This window comes from Streptomyces sp. ISL-10 (genome assembly GCF_018614575.1).
Classification (GTDB): Bacteria; Actinomycetota; Actinomycetes; order Streptomycetales; family Streptomycetaceae; genus Streptomyces.
In genome coordinates, this window is the sequence record NZ_JAGGOJ010000027.1 from 78,568 (window position 1) to 95,368 (window position 16,801).

17 protein-coding genes are annotated in these 16,801 nt (G+C 72.8%); 9 read left to right on the forward strand and 8 right to left on the reverse strand.

From position 1 onward, the window contains the following. Window positions 1-18: 18 nt before the first annotated feature. Window positions 19-2,433 carry a glycoside hydrolase family 65 protein gene (locus J7E88_RS27595; protein ID WP_215185781.1) on the reverse strand — a complete coding sequence of 805 codons (2,415 nt, stop codon included), beginning with the start codon at window positions 2,431-2,433 and terminating at the stop codon, window positions 19-21. Window positions 2,434-2,435: 2 nt separating this feature from the next. Continuing rightward, a complete protein-coding gene (locus tag J7E88_RS27600) occupies window positions 2,436-3,236 on the reverse strand; it encodes an HAD family phosphatase (RefSeq protein WP_215185784.1) in 801 nt (266 codons plus the stop codon). Between the two features lie 288 nt (window positions 3,237-3,524). On the opposite strand from J7E88_RS27600, the gene J7E88_RS27605 reads away from it, so the two are divergent. Then, on the forward strand, window positions 3,525-4,382 hold the full coding sequence (locus tag J7E88_RS27605) for a universal stress protein (RefSeq protein WP_215185786.1): 858 nt from the start codon (window positions 3,525-3,527) through the stop codon (window positions 4,380-4,382). A gap of 93 nt (window positions 4,383-4,475) precedes the next feature. Here the strand turns inward: J7E88_RS27605 and J7E88_RS27610 are convergent, their stop codons facing one another. Together J7E88_RS27610 and J7E88_RS27615 are read right to left on the reverse strand one after the other, a co-directional pair. Then, window positions 4,476-4,772, reverse strand: coding sequence for a DUF1876 domain-containing protein (locus tag J7E88_RS27610; protein ID WP_215185788.1), 297 nt, complete (start codon window positions 4,770-4,772; stop codon window positions 4,476-4,478). 71 nt (window positions 4,773-4,843) lie between these two features. After that, a complete protein-coding gene (locus tag J7E88_RS27615) occupies window positions 4,844-5,770 on the reverse strand; it encodes an EamA family transporter (protein ID WP_215185790.1) in 927 nt (308 codons plus the stop codon). Window positions 5,771-5,824: 54 nt separating this feature from the next. Between J7E88_RS27615 and J7E88_RS27620 the strand changes: the two genes are divergently transcribed. Next, window positions 5,825-6,319, forward strand: a complete 495-nt coding sequence (locus tag J7E88_RS27620; protein WP_215185820.1) for a MarR family winged helix-turn-helix transcriptional regulator — start codon at window positions 5,825-5,827, stop codon at window positions 6,317-6,319. A gap of 65 nt (window positions 6,320-6,384) precedes the next feature. Continuing rightward, window positions 6,385-7,200, forward strand: coding sequence for a transglutaminase domain-containing protein (locus tag J7E88_RS27625; protein WP_215185792.1), 816 nt, complete (start codon window positions 6,385-6,387; stop codon window positions 7,198-7,200). Window positions 7,201-7,296: 96 nt separating this feature from the next. Here the strand turns inward: J7E88_RS27625 and J7E88_RS27630 are convergent, their stop codons facing one another. After that, complete coding sequence (locus J7E88_RS27630; protein ID WP_251023298.1) at window positions 7,297-7,590, reverse strand: DUF6296 family protein; 294 nt, start codon at window positions 7,588-7,590, stop codon at window positions 7,297-7,299. 184 nt (window positions 7,591-7,774) lie between these two features. On the opposite strand from J7E88_RS27630, the gene J7E88_RS27635 reads away from it, so the two are divergent. Continuing rightward, window positions 7,775-7,969: a CsbD family protein gene (locus J7E88_RS27635; protein WP_215185794.1), complete on the forward strand. Its 195-nt coding sequence runs from the start codon at window positions 7,775-7,777 to the stop codon at window positions 7,967-7,969. A gap of 59 nt (window positions 7,970-8,028) precedes the next feature. On the opposite strand, the gene J7E88_RS27640 is transcribed toward J7E88_RS27635, so the two are convergent. After that, on the reverse strand, window positions 8,029-8,577 hold the full coding sequence (locus tag J7E88_RS27640) for a tellurite resistance TerB family protein (protein WP_215185796.1): 549 nt from the start codon (window positions 8,575-8,577) through the stop codon (window positions 8,029-8,031). A gap of 193 nt (window positions 8,578-8,770) precedes the next feature. On the opposite strand from J7E88_RS27640, the gene pgm reads away from it, so the two are divergent. Next, on the forward strand, window positions 8,771-10,411 hold the full coding sequence (gene pgm / locus J7E88_RS27645; RefSeq protein ID WP_215185798.1) for a phosphoglucomutase (alpha-D-glucose-1,6-bisphosphate-dependent): 1,641 nt from the start codon (window positions 8,771-8,773) through the stop codon (window positions 10,409-10,411). An 80-nt stretch (window positions 10,412-10,491) separates the two neighbouring features. Here the strand turns inward: pgm and J7E88_RS27650 are convergent, their stop codons facing one another. Then, entirely contained in the window at window positions 10,492-12,000 is a 1,509-nt protein-coding gene (locus J7E88_RS27650) for an alkaline phosphatase D family protein (RefSeq protein ID WP_251023311.1), read from the reverse strand. Window positions 12,001-12,378: 378 nt separating this feature from the next. Between J7E88_RS27650 and J7E88_RS27655 the strand changes: the two genes are divergently transcribed. Next, window positions 12,379-12,996 carry an ROK family protein gene (locus J7E88_RS27655; protein WP_215185802.1) on the forward strand — a complete coding sequence of 206 codons (618 nt, stop codon included), beginning with the start codon at window positions 12,379-12,381 and terminating at the stop codon, window positions 12,994-12,996. Window positions 12,997-13,051: 55 nt separating this feature from the next. On the opposite strand, the gene J7E88_RS27660 is transcribed toward J7E88_RS27655, so the two are convergent. Next, a complete protein-coding gene (locus J7E88_RS27660) occupies window positions 13,052-13,849 on the reverse strand; it encodes a DeoR/GlpR family DNA-binding transcription regulator (RefSeq protein ID WP_215185804.1) in 798 nt (265 codons plus the stop codon). Between the two features lie 481 nt (window positions 13,850-14,330). Between J7E88_RS27660 and J7E88_RS27670 the strand changes: the two genes are divergently transcribed. The 3 genes from J7E88_RS27670 to J7E88_RS27680 all read left to right on the forward strand — a co-directional run bounded on the left by J7E88_RS27670 (window position 14,331) and on the right by J7E88_RS27680 (window position 16,669). Continuing rightward, window positions 14,331-15,281, forward strand: coding sequence for an SIS domain-containing protein (locus J7E88_RS27670; protein WP_215185806.1), 951 nt, complete (start codon window positions 14,331-14,333; stop codon window positions 15,279-15,281). After that, window positions 15,274-15,687: a hypothetical protein gene (locus J7E88_RS27675; protein WP_215185808.1), complete on the forward strand. Its 414-nt coding sequence runs from the start codon at window positions 15,274-15,276 to the stop codon at window positions 15,685-15,687. Before J7E88_RS27670 ends, J7E88_RS27675 begins: the two co-directional genes overlap by 8 nt. A 145-nt stretch (window positions 15,688-15,832) precedes the next feature. Next, window positions 15,833-16,669 (forward strand): class II fructose-bisphosphate aldolase, encoded by an 837-nt coding sequence (locus J7E88_RS27680; protein ID WP_215185810.1) that lies wholly within the window; start codon window positions 15,833-15,835, stop codon window positions 16,667-16,669. Window positions 16,670-16,801: the final 132 nt, after the last annotated feature.

Genomic DNA, 16,801 nt, shown 5'->3' on the forward strand with positions numbered 1-16,801 from the left:
GCCGGCCCCCGGCCGGAGTCAGTCGGGCGGCAGCGGCAGCACACACGACGTGCCCGGCTCCACCGCGACCGTGCGGTCGGTGACCCGTACCTCGATCGGGGAGGCGTCCGACTCCGGTACGCCGATCTCCAGCTCCCCCGGCCGCACGCGCACCCGGACGCCCCAGTGCCCGTGGTAGCGGATGGAGAATCCGTATTCGGCGAACTCGGGCGAGGGGACGGGGTCGAACCACAGCGCCCCGCCGCGGGTCTCCATCCCCGTCAGGCCGCGGTGTACGAGGTCGAGCGTCCCCCCCATGGCGCCCAGGTGCACGCCCTCCTCGGTGGTGCCGCCGTGCAGATCGGCGATGTCGCCCTCCAGCGCCTCGCGGCAGTACTCCCACGCGTCGTGCCGGCGCACCCGGGCGAGCACCCAGCCGTGGACCAGGCCGCTGAGGGTGGAGCCGTGGCTGGTGCGCCCCAGGTAGTAGTCGACGGTCCGGTGCCAGGTGCCGTCGTCCAGTTCGTAGCCGAGACGCCGGAAGACACCGCGCAGCTCGGCCGGTGAGAACAGATAGCCGAGCATCAGGACGTCGGCCTGCTTGGACGCCTTGTAGCGGTTGACGGTGTCGTCCTCGGCCTCCAGGACACGGTCGAGGCGGCGGATGTCGCCGTGGCGTGCGCGCAGTGCGGCCCAGTCCAGCTCCGCCAGGCTGCCGTAGCCGTGGAACTGGCTGATGACACCGTCGTGGAAGGGCACGTACAGCCGTCGCGACACCTCCTCCCAGTGCTCCATCTCCGTCTCGTCGAGCAGGGTGCGCTCGCTCAGTTCGCGGCGGCGGGGTGCGGGCAGTTCCCGGACGACGTCGAGCGCGCGGGCGAGCACCCAGGCAGCGGTGACGTTGGTGTACGCGTTGTCGTCGAGGCCCGGAACGCTGGCTCCCGGATACGCCTCGTGGTACTCATCCGGCCCGACGACCCCGCGGATGCGGTAGCGCTCCATGTCCTCGTCGTACACCGCGAAGCCGGCCCAGAACCGGGCGATCTGCGTCAGCATCTCCGCGCCCTTGGTGTGCAGGAACTCGGCGTCGCCGCTCGCCTCGCAGTACTCCCAGACGTTGTACGCGATGGCCGAGCCGACATGGTGCTGGAGCCGGGAGTGGTCGGGCAGCCAGCGGCCGGAGCGCGGGTTGAGATGCAGCTGCTGCGTCTCCTCGCGGCCGTCGCTCCCGCTCTGCCAGGGGTACATGGCCCCGATCTGCCCGGCGTCACGGGCCAGCCGCATCGCCTGTTCGAGGCGGCGGTACCGGTACATGAGCAGCGCCCGCGAGACCTCAGGGAAGTGCAGGTTCAGATAGGGCAGGACGAACAGCTCGTCCCAGAAGATGTGTCCCCGGTACGCCTCGCCGTGCAGTCCGCGGGCCGGTACGCCGATGTCGAGGTCGGCGGTGTGCGGCGAGAGGGTCTGCAGGACGTGGAAGAGGTGCAGGCGCAGGATGCGCCCGGCCTCCCCCGGCACGTCGAGTTCACCCCTGCCCCACAGCTGCCGCCAGGCGGTCCGGTGGGACTCCAGGAGTGCCTCGAAGCCGGAGGCGCGGACGACGCGGTCGACAGCGGCGTGCAGGGGGTCGCTGATCGCGGCGTCCCGGGAGGTGTGCAGTGCGACGGTCTTGTCGACGGTGCGGGTGCGGCCGGGCTTGAGCCACAGCCGCATGACTTGCACGGCGCGCAGGGGTTCGTGGGCACTGCGCAGCCTCTCGGCGTCCGCCCGGCGCGGATCCACCGGCTCGTCGGCGGTGGTGCGGCACGCCATCCCGATGCGGATGTCGGAGGTGGCGGTGCGGCAGCGCAGCCACATCACGTCCTGCTCGCCGCCCCCGGCGTTGACGTGCACGAGGTGGTTGCCGTTGAGCTGCCGGTAGCGGGCCACGCCGCTGTTGGTCACGGAGCCGTCGAGTGCGGTCTCGACCTCGATCTCGCCGGCCCACCCCTCGGCGGTGAACTCGGTGCGCAGTACGGCGAGATGGGGGTCTCCCATATGGACCATCCGCACTTGACGCACGGCCAGTGTCCGTCCGTCGTCCGTCGCGTACCGAAGGGTGCGCTCCAGGGTCCCGGCGTGCAGATCGAGTCGCTGACGGTGTTCGCGCAGGGCGGGGCCGTCGGGATGGAACCAGGGCGCGTCGCCGCGGGGGCTGTGCAGCCGGAAACGCAGCGGCAGCCAGTTCGGCAGGTTGACCATGTCCTCGTTGACGACCTGGCGGCCGGCGACGGTGGAGGTCAGCCGGTTGTAGCAGCCGGCCGCGTAGGTACCGGGATAGTGCACGGTGTCGGCCGTGCACTCGGGGGCTGCGCCGCGGGTGGCGAAATAGCCGTTGCCGAGCGTGCAGAGGGCTTCCCGCAGCCGTTCACGGCCGGGCGTGTAGCCGTCGTACGTCCAGATCCACTCGGGCATCGTCAGTCCTCGGGAGCGTCGGGGAGCAGTTCGGCGAGGTCGCGGACGACGAGGTCGGCGCCGTGGTCCAGCAGCGCGGTGTCCGTCCCGGGGCCGGCGGTGCGGTCGACACCGACGACCAGGGCGAACCCGCCGCGCCGGCCCGCCGCCACGCCCGCCAGCGCGTCCTCGACGAGGGCGCACCGGCCGGGTGGGACGCCGACTCTGCGCGCCGCCTCCAGGAAGAGGGCGGGGTCCGGTTTGCCGGGCAGCCCGAGCCGGGCGGCCTCGCGTCCGTCGACCAGGACGTCGAAGTACGGCAGGACACCGGCGCCGGTGAGCAGTTCGCGGGCGTGGCGGGACGCCGACACGGCGGCGAGCGGCACGGACCGGGACCGCAGCGCCTTCAGCAGCCGTACGGTCCCCGGGTAGGCCTCGACGCCGTGCTGCCGCAGGCTCTCGGTGAACAGCCGCTCCTTGTACGCGGCCACTGCGCTCACGGTGCCGGTGCCCGGCGGGTCGTCGGGGCTGCCGCGCGGCAGGCCGATCCCGCGGGAGTCGAGGAAGGCGGCGGCCCCGTCCATCCGGGACCTGCCGTCGACATGGCGCAGATAGTCGTCACGGACGTCGAAGGGCCGGCGGTCGCGGGGGTCGTCCGGTGGATGGTCCTTCAGGCAGGCGTCGAAGGCGGTCTTCCACGCGGCCGCGTGGACGCGTGCCGAGTCGGTGATGACGCCGTCGGTGTCGAGGACGACGGCCTCGGTGTCCTGCCAGACGGGACCGGTGCCGCGGCCCGGCCGCGCGGCGCCCTTGTCCACGGTCATGGCGGTCCTCCCGGTCCCTCTCCGGCCGCCCCTGCGCGGCGGGGCCGCCGGAGCCACGTGATCAGGATCGCCGGGTACCCCCTCCGGCGCCCGCCGAACGGCGTCCCCCGTGCCCGGCCGCGCGTCCGGCACGGACCGGGCTCGTACGCGTCCCCGGGGCCCGGCCGCGCGTCCGGCACCGGACCGGGCTCGTACGCACGATTGCTGGTCCACGGGTGGTGCCGTCGAGCGCTCCGGAGCGGGAGGCTGGAAAGTGGCCGCAGGAGCGATCCGAAGGAGGAAGCAACCATGACCGGGCATGTGACCGTCGGTCTGGACAACTCGCCAGAGAGTCTCGCGGCGGCCCACTGGGCGGCCCGGGACGCCGCGCTGCGCGGTGCGGACCTGCTCCTGGTGCATGTGGAGGAGTGGCCGCTGCCGGTGGCCGTGGCCATGCCCACGGTCACCCGCGACGACCATCGCGTCTGGGCGGACAGGCTGCTGGACAGCGCGGTCGGCGAGCTGCGGCGCGCCCACCCCGGGCTCCGGATCTCCACGCGCCGGACGTCGGGGCGGCCGGCCGGCGCACTCGCCGTCGAGGCCGCCGACGCGGAGCTGCTGGTGCTCGGCTCACGGGGGCTGGGGACCGTGATGGGTGCGCTCATGGGCTCGATCGGTCTGGCGACCATCGCGGCGACGACGGTGCCGGTCGTCGTCGTACGGGCCCACGGCCGCGACGGCGGGCACGGCCCGGACAGGAATGTCGTGGTCGGGGTGGACCTCCACCGGCCGGCCGATCCGGTGCTCGCCTTCGCCTTCGGCGAGGCGGCCCGGCGCGGATGCACCCTTCGGGCCGTGCACGGCTGGAAGCTGCCGCTGGGGTTCGCCCACTCCGGCGACGCCCGGGCCGAGGCCGCACGCGAGACGGCCGCGGCGCTGGGCGAGGTACTGCTGCCCTGGCGGCAGGAGTACCCGTCGGTGGAGGTGGTGGAACGACCGGTGATGGGCGCCGGTGCGCAGGCACTGGTCGACGAGGCCGCGAACGCGGGCCTGGTGGTGGTCGGCCGCCACGTCCGCCGCGCTCCCCTGGTCCCGCACATCGGCCATGTGGCGCATGCGGCGATGCACCACTGCACGGCACCGGTGGCGGTGGTGGCGCACGAGTGAGCGGCGGCGCGGCGGTTCGCGGGCCGGGGCCCTCAGCGTGCGGGCCCCGGCCGTCACGCCCGGCGGGCGGCGCAGCGGCCCTCGCGCCCCCGCTCACGGGGTCGTGTACGGCCAGCCGTATCCGGTGTCCGGCGGGTCGCCGTTGTCGGCGCCGACTGCTTCGAGGTCGCGGTCCGCGGCCTTCATCAGTTGCCGTGTGAGGCTGTGCATCGCGCGTGCGGCCGCCAGCTCGTCGCCTATCTCGGGGACGTCCACGTCCTGCGGGTTGCGGTGGGCCGTGCCGTGTCCGGTAATCCTGGTGGTGCCGGTGTCCAGCACCGCTTGTGCCTTCGTGGTGCCGTCCTCCTCGGAGAGAATGATCCTGACCTTCCACTCCAGCGTCCTGGTCATGGCGCACGCTCCCGGCCTGTCGGAGATCCTGCTTCCAGGATCCGTCCCGGCAGGCGCTCCGGCGAGGGCGGTCACTTTCGCGGCTGCCCACCGACGCCACGTGAGGCGTCCCGCATCCGGTTCCACCCTGCCGGTTCCGCCGCTCCCCCGCTGCGGGTGACGGGCCGGCCGAGGAGGACTCCGGTCAGGACCAGCAAGAGGCCGCCCAGTTGCCGGCCGGTGAGGATCTCCCCGGCGATCGCCGTGCCCAGCAGGACGCCCGTCACCGGGTTGAGCAGCCCGACCAGCCCGACGGTCGCCGCGGGCAGGTGGCGCAGGCCGGCGAACCAGGCGGCGAACGCCAGCGCCGTCGCGACGACGGTGACGTAGCCGAAACCGAGCAGGGCCGCGCCGTCGAGCGCCGGCGGCGACCCCTCCACGGCGGCGGCGAGGGGAAGCAGCAGCAGGCCGCCGGCCAGGAGCTGCCAGGATGTCGACGCCAGCACACCGGCCTGTGCGCTCCACCTCTTGGCCAGGATGTAGCCGAGCGACGACATGGCCATGGCGGCGCCGGACGCGGCCACGCCGAGTGGGTCCGGCGACCCGGTGCCGGTGAGCAGCATGAGGCAGACGCCGGACACCCCCACCGCGGCTCCCGCGAGGTGCCAGGCGGGCGGCCGCTCCGAGACCAGGGCCCAGGCGATGAGCATCATGACGAGCGGCGCGGTGGCCATGACCGCCGAGGCGACGCTCGTGGGCAGCCGCTGGGCGGCGATGTAGACGAGGGCGAAGAACCCGCCCATGTTGAGGACGCCGAGGATGAGGGACTTCCACCACCAGGAGCCCCGGGGCAGGGTCCGGCACACGGCGAGGAGCAGCAGTCCGGCGGGCAGCGCCCGGAAGGCGGAGCCGTACAGCGGGTGGCCGGCGGGCAGGAACGCGTCGGTGACGTAGTAGGTCGTGCCCCAGGCCACGGGGGCGACGGCCGTGACCACCGACCACCTCGCATTACCTTCCATGGAAGGCATTGTACCTTCCATGGAAGTTACAATGGCCGGGTGGCACAGGAACCCATGGACCATGTGGCCCGCATCCAGGCGGAATGGGCCCGCGAGCGGCCCGACGTCGACGTGGGCCCCCAGGGGGTGATCGGTCGGCTGCACCGCCTCGGCGGTCTCCTGACCGAGCGACTGTGCCTGGTCTACCGGCGTTACGGACTCGGCGAGGGCGACTTCGACGTTCTCGCCGCCCTCCGGCGGGCCGGTCCGCCGTTCGAGCGGGCGCCGGGAGAGCTAGCGGCGCACACCATGGTGACGACCGGTGCGATGACCAAGCGGATCGACCGCCTGGAACGGGACGGCCTCGTCACGCGCCGTCGTGCCGAGGACGACGGCCGGGGCCGGGTGGTCGCGCTCACCCCGGCCGGACGCGAGCTGATCGACCGGGCCTTCACCGACCACATGCGCAACGAGCGCGAACTCCTCGACGCACTGACGCCGCAGGAGGCAGCGCAGTTGGAGAAACTGCTCACGGCATGGCTGAGCCGAGTGGAGCCGCCCGGCCCGTGAGTGCGTCGCGTACGTTTCGGTAACCGGCTGCGGGGCCCGCACCGGCGGGGGGCACAATGTCCGCCATGACGAGTTCGATACTGCGGCCGCGTGGCCGGGTCCGTACCGCTGCGCCCGACGACAGGACCGCGGACGGGAGCACGGAGCCGACGCGGATCCTGGACTGGCGCCATCCGCGCGTAGGCGAACTGCTCGGCAGCCTGGGCACCGCGCCCGCGGGGGTCACGGCCCACGACAACGCCGGCACATCCGCCGGGCAGCGGATGGAGGCTCTGCGCCGGGCGCACCGCAGGATCGCGGCGACCGTGCGGCCGGTGTACTCGGTGCAGGACGAGCGTCCCGTGTCGGAGGTGCTCCGGCGCGGCCGCGGGTCGTGCAGCCAGCGGCTCGCCGTCCTCGAGGCGGTCGCGCGGGCGGGCGGTGTCGCCACCCGGGTCCGCGGCCTGCTCGTGGACGGGGCGCTGTGGTATCCGCGGTTTCCGCGGATGCGGCGGCTCGTCCCGGACCACGTGCTGCTGGCCTGGCCGGAGTTCCTGATCGACCCGGCCGCCGGGCCGGACGGAGGGTGGCTGCCGGTCTCGGAACTCTTCGGCGGCCTCGCGGAGTTGAGCAGCCGTCCCGGCGGCGGCTTCACCAACGCCGGTGCGGAGACGCTGTTCGAGGCCCTGTCCCGTACGGCGATCGACTGGGACGGGGCCACGGCCTGCCCGGCGGACGCCGCGGCCTGTGACCTGTCCGCCCATGTCGTCGCCGACCTGGGCCGTTTCGACTCGCGCGACGACCTGTTCACCCGGCACGGCCAGACGCTGTGCAGGGCGGCGCGCCTGGTGGCCGAGCCCGTGATGGGCCGCCGTGCCGCGGGGGCCGCCTCGGCCGGGTGACGGCCGGCGGACTGCCGCCGGCCCGGGCCCGGACGCCCGAGGTGGGCGGCCATGCGCCGCCCACCCGCTGCCTTCTTCGCTGCCGACCCGAGGCTGTCAGGCAGCCGTCGGCTGACCGGTCCGCCCGTCGGACGGGGTCTGCGGCGGGGGCCCGGCCCGGTCGGGGCTCGGGACCCGGACGAGCACCGGGAAGTGGTGCGCCTGGTGTCCGCCGCTGGCCAGCATCCTCACCTCGCCCCGGTTGCTGATCTCCGCGCGCACAATGCCGGTGTCGTCCTCGTAGACGGGATACCCGCCCGCTCCCGACCGCTCGGTGCGGCGGACCACGACGACGTCGTCCTCGACGGCCGACGCCTGGAAAACGAGCTCATACGTCTCAGGACTGTTCATGAAAGCCACCGCCTTCTTCCATCGTGGCTCGCGCGGGTGGACATCGCCTCCCGGGACGGCGGATCGGAGCCCGGTCATGCCATGACCTGCCGCTCCGCATGCATGTCGTCCACAAACGGGGTACCCGCAGGGTGTCGTTTCACTCGACCGCGGATGTGCGGTCGCGGACACACGGGAGCACATCATGGCGAAGGCGAAGGGCTCAGGCGCGGACAAGCTCAAGGGCAAGGCCAAGGAAGCGATGGGCAAGGCCACGGGCGACGAGCGCCTGAAGGCAGAGGGCCGCACGGACCAGGCGAAGGGCAAGGCCAAGAAGGCCATGGAGGACACCAAGGAGCGGGCACGCGGCACGGAGCGATCCCTCAGGGACGAAACCTGACCACCTGTTTTGCCGCCGCCCCCGCCCGGGGCGGCGGCAAAACACTGCTCACCGGCCGGTCACAGTCCGAATTCGGTGGGTGACAGCCCCAGCACGGAGCAGGCCTCCCGCAGGACCTGCTCCTCGGCCGGTGCGACGTATCCGTCCGCACCCGCGACGACGAAACCCGTCTGGATCACGGCGCGCGCCTCCGCCGGCTTCTTCGCGGCCTTGGCGACCTCCTGCAGAGCCTCGCTCTTCCCCTGCTGGAAATTGAGGGCCAGCTGGTCGACGTGCTTGGTGAACCGCTGCCGCAGCTGCTCCGCCGGGAAGTTCTGCAGGACGTCGTTGCTGAGGATCAGTGATTCGACGTGCTGCCTCTCGGCCGGGTCGACATGCCCGTCGGCCGCGGCCACGAGCGCGCACATCGCCATGCTGGCGTCCCGGTAGGCGCCGCTCTTCAACTCGGCCTTCAACGAGGTGAGCTGCGACTTCAGCGTCGTCACCAACTGGGCTCGGGAGCCACCCGAGGAGCCACCGGGCCTGCCGTGTCCGCCCGGGCCCCGCACGCCCTGGGACTGCTGCTGCAGACCCTTGGCCTGGTCCTTGATCCGATCCCACATCGCCACTCGTGCCACCTCGGCTTCTGCCCGTGTCGTTCCGGTCCGTGCTCGGCGCGTCTCCGCGCGTCACCATGGCAACGCCTGCCCACCCGGGGAAGTTCCGGCTCGGCCGCCACGACCCGCCCGGTGGGGCCGTCTCGCGCCGCCCGGCCCCGTGCCGCCACACTGAACGCACCGAACGAGGTGGAGGAGTGGACGGATGCCGAACGAGCGTGCGGGGCAGCAGGCGCGGCCGGAGGACCTCATCGACGTGGCGCGGCTGGTGACCGCGTACTACGCCCTGCACCCCGATCCGGCCGACCCGGCCCAGCGTGTCGCTTTCGGCACGTCGGGTCATCGCGGGTCCTCCCTGGCGACGGCCTTCAACGAGGACCACATCGCCGCGACGAGTCAGGCGATCTGCGAGTACCGGTCGCTTCAGGGCATCGACGGGCCCCTGTTCCTGGGCGCGGACACCCATGCGCTGTCCGAGCCCGCGCGGGTGACCGCCGTCGAGGTTCTCGCGGCCAACGGCGTGAGCGTGCTCGTCGACTCGGCCGACGGATACACGCCCACGCCGGCCGTGTCGCACGCCGTCCTCGCCCACAACCGCTCCCGTCCGGCCGGGCGGGCGGACGGCGTGGTGGTCACGCCCTCGCACAATCCACCGTCGGACGGCGGGTTCAAGTACAACCCGCCGAACGGCGGGCCGGCCGGGTCGGAGGCGACCGGCTGGATCCAGGAGCGGGCGAACGAGATCATCGGCGGCGGGCTGAAGGATGTGCGGCGGCTGCCCTACGCGCGCGCCCTGGCCGCGGAGACGACGGGCCGGTACGACTTCATGGGCTCGTACGTGCGCGACCTGCCCTCGGTGCTCGACCTGGACGCGGTGCGCTCCGCGGGCGTCCGGATCGGTGCGGACCCGCTGGGCGGGGCGTCGGTTGCGTACTGGGGCCGTATCGCCGAAGAGCACCGGCTCGACCTGACCGTGGTGAACCCGCACACCGACCCCACCTGGCGGTTCATGACGCTCGACTGGGACGGCAGGATCCGGATGGACTGCTCGTCGCCGTATGCGATGGCCTCGCTGATCGAGGCCCGGGACCGCTACGCCATCGCCACCGGGAACGACGCGGACGCCGACCGGCACGGCATCGTCACGCCGGACGGCGGGCTGATGAATCCCAACCACTATCTCGCGGTCGCCATCGGCCATCTCTTCCGCCACCGCGATCAGTGGCCCGCGGGCGCGGCCGTCGGCAAGACGCTGGTGTCGTCGGGGATGATCGACAAGGTGGCCGCGGATCTCGGCCGGGAGCTGGTGGAAGTGCCCGTCGGCTTCAAGTGGTTCGTGGACGGGCTGGCGGACGGCACGCTGGGCTTCGGCGGGGAGGAGTCCGCCGGCGCCTCGTTCCTGCGCCGCGACGGATCGGTGTGGACCACCGACAAGGACGGCATCGTGCTCGCCCTGCTCGCCTCGGAGATCCTGGCGGTGACGGGCCGGACGCCGAGCGAGCACTACGCGGCGCTCACCGCCCGGTTCGGGGAACCGGCGTACGCACGTGTCGACGCCCCGGCCACGCGGGAGGAGAAGGCGGTGCTGAGCCGACTGTCCCCGGAGCAGGTGACGGCGGGCACGCTCGCCGGGGAGCCGGTCACCGGCGTGCTCACCACGGCGCCGGGCAACGGCGCCGCGATCGGCGGCATCAAGGTGACCACGGCCAACGCCTGGTTCGCGGCCCGCCCTTCGGGCACGGAGGACGTCTACAAGGTGTACGCCGAGTCGTTCATGGGCCCGGACCACCTGGCCCGTGTGCAGGAGGAGGCGCGCGCGGTCGTCTCGGCGGCACTGGCCGGCTGACGTCCCCGCCCGCGGCACCCGCCGCGCCGTCCCGGTCCGGGTCGGCGCGGCGGGGGCGGTCAGCCGTCAGCCGTCAGCCGTCAGACCTGGACGCCGGGCACGCCGTCCTCGACCACGACGCTCACGCGCGTGCTGATGGGAGCGCCGGGCCTGGTGACGTACGGCACGACGCGGAAGTCGCTCGTCCAGCGCCTGCGCTCGACGCGGACCCGCACATAGCCTCGCTGGCCGTTGAAGAACTTCATGTGCGGGTTCGCGGCCAGGAAGTTCTGTCCCTCCGCCGTCATGTCGGCGCCATCGCCGCCGCTGGTGACGGACGTGCCGACGAACTCGCTGCCCACGGTGGCCGATTCGGGGTCCGCGTAGTCCCGCTTGAGGTCCCACGCGTAGTTCTGGTGCCGGTCGCCGGTGATGACGACGAGGTTGCGCACGCCGCGCGAGTCCGCCTCGGCGAGCAGCCGGTTGCGCTCGGCGGCGTAGCCGTCCCAGGGGTCCATCCACACTTTGGCGCCCGGGCCGGGGTCGTGGTCGGTCTGGCCCATCGGGGCCTGGTTGCCGAGTATCTGCCAGCGGGCGGGAGAACGGCTGAAGCCCCTGAGGACCCAGTCGCGCTGCGCGGCCCCCAGCAGGGTCCGGTCGGGGGCGAAGCGGTCGGCGCAGTCGGCCGAGATGCCGTCGCCGCATGCCTGGTCGTCACGGTACTGCCGGGTGTCGAGCATGGTGAAGTCGGCGAGCCGCCCGTAGGAGAGCCTGCGGTACATCTGTACGTCGGGGCCCTCGGGCAACTGGGGGCGGCGCAGCGGTGCGTGCTCGTAGAGGGCCTGGAAGGCGGCGGCCCTGCGCTCCATGAAGGCCGCGGGGTCCTGGTCCTTCTCCGGAATGCCGTCCGCCCAGTTGTTCTCCACCTCGTGGTCGTCGAACGTCATGATCCACGGGAAGCGGGCGTGGGCCTGCTGGAGCGGCGCCTCCGATTTGTAGAGGCCGTACTGGAGCCGGTACCGGGCCAGGTCGACGGTCTCGGTGTGGAACTTCGGGTCGGTGGTGACCCCGCGCTTGTTCGACTTGACGCCGTACTCGTAGAGGTAGTCGCCGAGGTGGACGACCAGGTCGAGGTCCTCGTCCGCCAGGTGCCGGTAGGCGGTGTAGTAGCCGTCCTGCCACGCCTGGCAGGACGCGAAGGCGAACTTCAGGTCCGCCGGATTCGCCCAGGGCAGCGGGGTGGTCCTGGTGCGGCCGACCGGTGAGGTCTCGGAGCCCGCACGGAAGCGGTAGTAGTAGACCCGGTCGGGGCGCAGGCCCTCGATCTCGGGGTGCACGGAGTGGGCCAGTTCGGGGGTGGCCACGACGCTTCCGCTGCGCACGACCCGGCGGAAGCGCTCGTCGTGGGCGACCTGGTAGTGGACACGAACCGGCGTGGCGGGCATACCGCCCATGCCGTCCTGCGCGAACGGATCGGGAGCCAGGCGGGTCCACAGCACGACGCCGTCGGACCGCGGGTCGCCGGAGGCGACGCCGAGTGTGAAGGGGTTGCCGTTCAGGGCGGGGGCGGCGAACGCGGCGCCGGAGCTCCATTCGCCGGTGCCCAGCATCAGCGCCGCGGCCCCTGCGCCGCCGAGGCCGAGCAACTTCCGCCGGGATAGGGGATGTACGCCCACGGGGTCCTCCTTGGCTGTTCGGTGTGAACCGCCAGAACCCTCGTGCCGGTTGATGACCCCCGGCCGCCGCCGATGTGACCGGTGTCCGAGAAATACGTGAACACGACAGCGACTTGGCGCAGGTCACCGCGCCGTCCCCGTTTCGTTGCCCTGGTGTTCGCCGCCGCTCGGACCCTCGTTCACATGGCTCCGCCGGCCGCGGAAAGCGGGTTCGCGAGGGCCGGGCAGCACTCGCGTACAGGCCACCGCCCCGGGCCGTCGCGATGGTCGGACGCCGGGAGTCGATGCTGCGGGAGTGGCTGCACTGCCCGGTTGCCCATCGAGAACGACGTCAACTTCGCGGTGCTCGGGGAACAGTGGCGGGGCACCGCGGGCCGCCACGGGACAGGAAGACGGGTCCGGCAGCCTGGCGTTCGTCCAGCGGGCACGCAGGATCGGCACCGGGTCATCATCAACGGCAGTCCCTCCCCGGGCAGTTCAGCGGCTGCCGGTGAGCTGGGGTTCATCGACCTGGTCCTGGACCCGGACGCTCCGGCCGGCCCCCGTCCGGCAGACGGCACAGGGCCGTTCGAGCGCCTGGTGGGCGCGGCGGCGATCCACCGGCTCGCCCTGGAGGCGGGTGCTCCCGCGGGCGCGACGAGGACGACATCGCGCCGCTCTTCGAGGCAGCGGCCCGTGGCAGTGGTGGACCGTGTGGCGACGCGTCTCGCCCGGGGCCTTGCCGCCCTGCTGCTGGCGCCCGGCCGGGTGGTGATCGGCGGCGTCTCCCGCGAGGGCGAAGTGCTCCCCGGACCGGTCCACAGGCAGGTGCGGCTCCACACCTCGATGACGGTGACCGTGCAGGCGTCGGTGCTCGGTGAGCAGGCGGTGGCGTACGGCGCGGTGCGCCATGCCCTCGATGCCGCCGAGGAACGGACGACGGCCGGCTGACGGGCGCCGGCCGCCCGCGGGGCGGGCGCGCCCCCGGTGCGCGGCCCCGCCGGTGTCAGACGGCGATGACCTTGACGCCCGCGTCGACCAGGCGGGCCGAGGTCTCCGCGGAGATGCTGGCGTCGGTCACGAGGACGTCGATGCGGTCGAGTCCGCAGATCCGGGCGAAGGCGCGCCTGCCCAGCTTGGACGAGTCGGTCACGACGATCACCCGGTGCGCCCGCTCGGCGAAGAGCCTGCTGACGCCGGCCTCGTCCTCGTGGTGCGCCATGATCCCCAGCTGCGGGTCCACGCCGTCGACACCGAGGACGACCGCGTCCAGCACGACCTCGTTGAGGACGCCCATGGTCAGCGGGCCGACGAGCTCGTACGTCTGCGGGCGGGCGACCCCGCCGGTGGTCACGATCTTGATCTGGGGACGCACCGCGAGCTCCCCCGCGATGTTGAGCGCATTGGTGACCACGGTGAAGGCGGGCGAGGGTGCGCCGGTGGACTCGCGCTGACCTCCGCTCGCCCGCAGCGCGAGCACCCGGGCGACCTCGGTCGTGGTCGTCCCGCCGTTGAGCCCCACCACCTCGCCGTCGCCGATGAGGTCGGCGGCCGCCGCGGCGATCCGCTGCTTCTCCGGTGCGTGCCGCGAGGACTTGTAGCGCAGCGGCAGTTCGTAGGAGACCCCGTGCGCGATCGCGCCGCCACGGGTGCGGACGAGCATCTTCTGCTCCGCCAGCTCGTCGAGGTCTCTGCGGATGGTCGCGCTGGAAACCTCCAGCGCGCTCGCGGCCTCCTCGACATCCAGGCGTCCCTGGGCTGCCAGCAGCTCCAGCAGCGCGCTCCAGCGCTCTTGCTTGGACATCGTCGGACTCCTTGTCGCCTGTGCAATCCGCCCCTGAGCTGCACCTGATCGTACTGGTGACGCCGCTGACGGGGGCGGGCCGGTGACCCGGCGACCGTCCATCCCTCAGCCTTTTCGCTCACTTATGCTTGAAACTGCCGAGAAATGAGCAACTCTTGACAGATGTGGCACCAGTGCGGCACTGTCCTCAGCGCAACGGATCCCTGTTCACCGCCGCGTGGAACGAGTTCGTCATGGGCCTGACACTGTCGACGATCGTGGGAGCCGGCCCCGGAGCGTCGGCGCCAACAGCTTCATCGGCGATTACCCCGTGCAGTGGAACTATCACTTCACCGGCTCAGTCATCGCCATCGTGCCCGTCGTCGTGCTGTTCGCTGTCATCGAGCGCAAAGTGGAGTCCGGTCCGACCGCCGGATCCGTCAAGTAGCGGGCCCGCGCCCTCCATCCGCCAACTGATCGCCTTCAGCAAGGAGTTCATCCCATGAGCGCCCAGGACGCCTCCCGTACCTCATTCGAGATCGCCTCCCAACCCGGCAACTGGAGGCGAGCGGCCGAGTCCGTCGGCTCACTGAGCGGCGTCCTGCCCCGCCGCGGCGAGCGCGTCGCCGTCGTCGGCTGCGGCACCTCCTGGTTCATGTCCCTCGCCTACGCCCGGCTCCGCGAGGCCGGCGGCCACGGCGAGACCGACGCCTTCGCCGCCTCCGAGTTCCCCGCCGGGCGCGCCTACGACCGTGTCCTCGCCATCACCCGGTCCGGCACCACCACCGAGGTCCTCGACCTGCTCACCGCGGCGAAGGGCACCGTCGCGACCGCGGCCCTCACGGCGGACCCCGCCACCCCCGTGATGGACGCCGCCGACGCCGTCGCCGTCCTGGACTACGCCGACGAGGAGTCGGTGGTCCAGACCCGGTTCGCCACGACCGTGCTCGCCCTGCTGCGCGCCCATCTCGAGGGGGAGGACGCCCTGCCCGCCGGGGTGCCGCCCCTGGCGAGGGCCGTCGAGGACGCCGAACGCGCCCTTGCCGAACCGATCAGCGCCCAGGTGCGCGCGGCCGAACAGTTCACCTTCCTCGGCACCGGCTGGACCTACGGCCTCGCGCTGGAGGCCGGGCTCAAGATGCGTGAGGCCGCCGGGGCGTGGACCGAGGCGTACCCGGCCATGGAGTACCGCCACGGGCCGATCAGCATCACCGGTCCCGGGCGGGTGGCGTGGCTGTTCGGCCCGGCACCCGCCGGACTGGCCGACGACGTCGCGCGGGTCGGCGGCACGTTCGTCGCCGGGTCCGGGGACGCGGCCGGCGCTCTCGACCCGCTGGCGGATCTCGTACGGACGCAGCGGCTTGCCGTGCTGCTCGCCGAGGCGCGCGGCTACGACCCCGACCGGCCCCGCAACCTGACCCGGTCCGTGATCCTCGAGGGCAGCCATGCCTGATCCGCACGGCCCGCGCGACGGCGTCGTCGCGCTGGACGTGGGCGGCACCGGCATGAAGGGGTCGCTGCTCGACCGGACGCCGCCGGGCGCACTGCACAGCCCGACGCCCCGCCGGGCCCGTCCGGATGCGGTCGTGCAAGAGATCGCCGCCGCGCTGCGCGAGCCGGCATCCCAGGCCGACGCCCGGCAGCTGACGGTCCGGCAGGCGGGGGACGGTGGTGCCCGGCAACCTCGACGAGGAGGCCGGGCGGGCGGTGTACTCGGCCGACCTCGAAACCCTGTAGGCGCCGGTGACGCCTGCGTCGCCGCTCTCGCCGCACGCGCCGCACGCGCCGCACGCGCCGCACTCGCCCCACCGCCCCATGTGCCACCAGGCCGCCCCCGCCACCGGGCTGAGCGCCGTTGATCCGTGTTGGCCGCGGACCCTGCGGGCGGCGAGGGCGCTCTCGGCCGCCGCGGCCCTGTCCCCCATGGCCGGCGATGTGGCGGCCGGGGTCCTCGACCAGTTCCGTACCAGCGTCTTCTGACCAGCGTCCTCGTGGAGAACACCCATGCCCCTCACGTCCACTGGCGACATCGTCGGTCCCGCACGCGCCGCCACCTCTGGTGTCGGCGCCTTCAACGTCGTGCAGATCGAGCACGCAGAAGCCATCGTGGCGGGCGCGGAACGCGCCGGTCTGCCCGTCGTGCTCCAGATCAGCGAGAACACCGCCCGCTACCACGGCTCGCTCGCGCCGATCGGGCTCGCGTCCCTGGCCCTCGCACGGGCGGCGAGCATGCCGGTGGCGGTGCACCTCGACCATGCGGAGTCGACCGCGCTGGTCCACGAGGCGGTCGAACTCGGCTTCACCTCGGTCATGTTCGACGCCTCCACCCTGCCCTACGCGGAGAACGTCGAGGCGACACGGGCCGTCACGGACCACTGCCACCGGGCCCAGGTATGGGTGGAGGCCGAGCTCGGCGAGGTCGGCGGCAAGGACGGTGCGCATGCGCCCGGCGTGCGCACCGATCCGGACGAGGCGCGCGCGTTCGTCGCGGCGACCGGTGTGGACGCCCTGGCCGTCGCCGTCGGAAGCTCGCACGCGATGCTCACCCGCGACGCCGTCCTCGACTTCGGGCTGATCTCCCGGCTACGGGCGGCGATCGACGTGCCGCTGGTCCTGCACGGTTCGTCGGGAGTCGGCGACACGGATCTCGCCAAGGCGGTCGCGGCGGGAATGACGAAGGTGAACATCTCCACCCACCTCAACAAGCTCTTCACCCGGACCGTCCGCGAACGACTGGACGCGGCGCCGGAGGTGGCGGATCCCCGCAAGTACCTCGGTCCGGCCCGCCGGGTGGTGGAGTGGGAGGTGGCGAGGCTCCTGGGCGTGCTCGTGGGCGGCTGACAGTCCTGCGCGACGCCCGTCCACACGTCTTGGCCCCGGTCGCCCGACCTGTCCCCATGTCAAGGCCCTCGGGTGGGTCTAGTCGGCTGCCCGCCGCGTGCGTGCAGGCGGCGGGGAGGCCGGGTCGGGGGG

Bases quoted from the DNA above. Each gene is read 5' to 3' on its own strand.
- J7E88_RS27610 (WP_215185788.1), bottom strand. From the start codon at position 4,772: ATGACCAGGACGCTGGAGTGGAAGGTCAGGATCATTCTCTCCGAGGAG.
- J7E88_RS27660 (WP_215185804.1), bottom strand. From the start codon at position 13,849: ATGTCCAAGCAAGAGCGCTGGAGCGCGCTGCTGGAGCTGCTGGCAGCC.
- J7E88_RS27615 (WP_215185790.1), bottom strand. From the start codon at position 5,770: ATGGAAGGTAATGCGAGGTGGTCGGTGGTCACGGCCGTCGCCCCCGTG.
- J7E88_RS27680 (WP_215185810.1), top strand. From the start codon at position 15,833: ATGCCCCTCACGTCCACTGGCGACATCGTCGGTCCCGCACGCGCCGCC.
- J7E88_RS27670 (WP_215185806.1), top strand. From the start codon at position 14,331: ATGAGCGCCCAGGACGCCTCCCGTACCTCATTCGAGATCGCCTCCCAA.
- J7E88_RS27625 (WP_215185792.1), top strand. From the start codon at position 6,385: ATGACGAGTTCGATACTGCGGCCGCGTGGCCGGGTCCGTACCGCTGCG.
- J7E88_RS27605 (WP_215185786.1), top strand. From the start codon at position 3,525: ATGACCGGGCATGTGACCGTCGGTCTGGACAACTCGCCAGAGAGTCTC.
- pgm (WP_215185798.1), top strand. From the start codon at position 8,771: ATGCCGAACGAGCGTGCGGGGCAGCAGGCGCGGCCGGAGGACCTCATC.
- J7E88_RS27675 (WP_215185808.1), top strand. From the start codon at position 15,274: ATGCCTGATCCGCACGGCCCGCGCGACGGCGTCGTCGCGCTGGACGTG.
- J7E88_RS27635 (WP_215185794.1), top strand. From the start codon at position 7,775: ATGGCGAAGGCGAAGGGCTCAGGCGCGGACAAGCTCAAGGGCAAGGCC.
- J7E88_RS27595 (WP_215185781.1), bottom strand. From the start codon at position 2,433: ATGCCCGAGTGGATCTGGACGTACGACGGCTACACGCCCGGCCGTGAA.
- J7E88_RS27620 (WP_215185820.1), top strand. From the start codon at position 5,825: ATGGACCATGTGGCCCGCATCCAGGCGGAATGGGCCCGCGAGCGGCCC.
- J7E88_RS27600 (WP_215185784.1), bottom strand. From the start codon at position 3,236: ATGACCGTGGACAAGGGCGCCGCGCGGCCGGGCCGCGGCACCGGTCCC.
- J7E88_RS27650 (WP_251023311.1), bottom strand. From the start codon at position 12,000: ATGCTGGGCACCGGCGAATGGAGCTCCGGCGCCGCGTTCGCCGCCCCC.
- J7E88_RS27630 (WP_251023298.1), bottom strand. From the start codon at position 7,590: ATGAACAGTCCTGAGACGTATGAGCTCGTTTTCCAGGCGTCGGCCGTC.